This window comes from Halochromatium sp. (genome assembly GCF_054919635.1).
The window spans coordinates 1-2686 of sequence record NZ_JBUDPI010000442.1 but is presented as its reverse complement, the minus strand read 5'-3'; the positions used below and the strand labels follow the sequence as shown (position 1 = coordinate 2686).

Here is a 2686-nt window from a genome sequence, read left to right as displayed (position 1 = left end):
GCGCCTTGACCAGGCGCACGAACTCATCGATTGAGCGCCCATTGCTCATCGGGTAGTAGACCATGGCCCGCAGCACGCCATTAGGATCGATGACGAAGGTGGCGCGCACCGCGGAGGTGTCGCTCGCCCCAGGCTGGATCATGCCGTAGGCCTTGGCCACCTGCATCGACAGATCGGCGATGATCGGAAAGCCGATCTCGACGCCGAATTTCTCCTTGATGTTGCGCTCCCAGGCGATGTGCGAGAAGTTGCTGTCGATCGACAGGCCGAGCAGCTCGCAGCCGATGGCCTGAAAGTCGGCATGGCGTTTGGCGAAGGCGATGAACTCGGTGGTACACACGGGTGTGAAGTCGGCTGGATGCGAGAACAACACCAGCCATTGGCCGCGGTAATCTTCAAGCGTCTTGCGCCCGTGGGTGGTCGGGGCATCGAAGGCCGGGGCCGGCTCGTTCAGGCGGGGCATGGAAGGGGTGGTCTGGACGTCGGTGGTCATGGTTACAGCTCCTGTAGATGAGGTGTCAGGCCTCGTTCGAGGTTGACACCAGGGTAGGCGCCCCGACCCGCCGAGTGAAATCGTTTGGTTGGATGAGCTTGATGGGCCTGACCTATTGTGTTTTATCAATCGATCGGCAGCGCCTTATGCCGATGACCAACATTGCCCGCCACCTGCCCTTCTCCAGACACCGCTACCTGCGACGCACATTCCTAGCTGCCCGGGCGCGCCTCTCACCAGCAGGCCGTCAAACCACACCAAGCGCTTCGGCGCAGGCTCAAGATCTAGCCTCGTAGCATCATCCGTTCTCAGAAGCTGGTCACGTTGGCAGGTGAATGCAGTATCGGCGCTTGGAAGATATACCGGCGCCGTTGCTTAGGGTGCGTTCTTGGATGATGATCAACGCCTGGCTCAAGTCAGGATCGCAGGTCCGTCATGAACACCGCGCGGGCTGGCTTCAGGTCTAGCAAGGGCGTGCCATCCAGGCAATCCAAGCCGCGCACCCGCAGCATCCGACCGTCGATTCCGACCAGCGTCACCAGACTGCTACCAATCGGGTTCGGCCGCACTGGCGAGCGCAGCGCGAAGGTGCCAACGGGCTGTTGCCGTCCTTTTGGACATTGCAGGACCAGATCACGCCGGGATTGGTGGAGCCAATAGAGCACCTCCAGTGAGCGCTGCGGCTCGAGTCCGGCCAGCGCCTGATGCCAGGGCGGGAAGATCTCGATCTGACACTCCGGACCATCCGGGTCACCCTGGCGTGGACAGTCCTCGCGCTGCTCCCAGGGGGTGTGGATGCGCCCGATGTACTGGAGCGAGGCATCCGACGTTTGGGGGTGCTCTACAGCAACCTCGCCCGGGCGTTTCGCTTGCTGCTGGCTCATCAGGAGGCTCCTTGGACGCTGCCCTGGCGCGCTGTTGTCGAACAAGCCGGGCGCGCAGCTGCTTCGTGCAGGACGCCCAGCTCGGCGAGCACTGCGGGCTCCAGCACCTGCTGCGCGGTCTCGAACAGGGTCCGCTCTTCAAAGCGGATGTGCGCATTCAAGGCGTCGCCGAAGCGCGCCGGGGCATCAGGGGTTTCGGTGAGGATCAACGCCCTTAGCTCGGCGTGCTCGCTCAGGGTCCGCTCGACCAAGGCATTCTGGCCAACGCCACGCAAGGCCGGAAGTAACCCCCGCTCCTCAAGCTGGAAGTGCGGTTCGAGCTCATCGGCAAAGCGGGTCTGGATCTCGGCCCAGCGGGCACGGCGTTTGGGGTCTTCAACCGTCGCCAGCTCACGCGCCCGCTTGGCCAAGACGAGCGCTGATTGATGGTCATGCGACAGGCGCACCAGGTTGGGATCGCGCTGCATTGGCATCGTCCGCGTCAAACACCAACGTTTGAGGGTCGCACTGCCAGGTCCGGACGGTCAATGAGGCCGCCTCATCAGCAGCCAATCACCAGGCCTTCAACGCTGGATCAGACCGCCACATCCACCAGCCGTGGCGACAGCAATCGCTGCAGATCCGTGCTGCACAGCCGCAGGATATAGCCGCGCTTGCCGCCGTTGATGTAGAGCAGATCGAGCTGCAGGATGCTGCGCTCGCAGTAGATCGGCATGGTGCGGCGTGTCGCAAACGGCGAGGTGCCACCGACCTGGTAGCCGGCGTGCTTATCGGCGATCTGCGGTGCGCAGGGCTGAACCCGCTTGGCACCGATCTGCCGTGCGAGAGCGCCGGTGGCGACCTCGCGGTCACCGTGCATCAGCATGATCAACGGCTGCAGCTCAGTCTCCATGATCAGGGTCTTGATCACCTGGTGCTCATCAACGCCCAAGGCCTTCGCGACCTCGGCGGTCCCTCCGCCGGTGTAGGCATAACAGAAACCGCTGAAGGGGACATCAGCCTGGCGCAGGAACCGCACTGCAGGGGTGACAGGTTCTTTGGTTTTTGCCATCTCGATCGCCACCGTTTGAGGGGTCGAGCCTGCCTGGCGTTATCGGCCATCCGCGGGTCCGGCACAACAGGTTCTCGGTTCGAATGCTCAGAGTCCAGGAGACGCAGAGAAGAATGACCCGCGCCCACCAGCCTCTGTGCCGGACCAGCGCGGTGCTGAGACGACTCTGCCTGTGGCACACTGCTGGCTCGCTGCAGTCGCAGTCAATCCACTCCCTGGAGGCACCTTCCGATCTTGAACGAGCAACCGCCGACGCTT

4 protein-coding genes are annotated in these 2686 nt (G+C 63.1%); all 4 read right to left on the bottom strand.

All coding sequences use genetic code 11. The features are described from left to right. A partial coding sequence (locus tag ACY693_RS18000; RefSeq protein WP_462323187.1) for a peroxiredoxin occupies positions 1–493 on the bottom strand: 493 nt, incomplete at its 3' end. A gap of 416 nt (positions 494–909) precedes the next feature. Next, positions 910–1377, bottom strand: a complete 468-nt coding sequence (tsaA, locus tag ACY693_RS17995; RefSeq protein ID WP_462323186.1) for a tRNA (N6-threonylcarbamoyladenosine(37)-N6)-methyltransferase TrmO — start codon at positions 1375–1377, stop codon at positions 910–912. Next, positions 1377–1844: a hemerythrin domain-containing protein gene (locus ACY693_RS17990; protein WP_462323185.1), complete on the bottom strand. Its 468-nt coding sequence runs from the start codon at positions 1842–1844 to the stop codon at positions 1377–1379. The genes tsaA and ACY693_RS17990 overlap by 1 nt, the downstream gene beginning before the upstream one ends. Positions 1845–1951: 107 nt before the next feature. Then, the gene (locus ACY693_RS17985) at positions 1952–2428 is read right to left on the bottom strand and encodes a YbaK/EbsC family protein (RefSeq protein ID WP_462323184.1); all 477 of its coding nucleotides are present in this window, start codon (positions 2426–2428) and stop codon (positions 1952–1954) included. Positions 2429–2686: the final 258 nt, after the last annotated feature.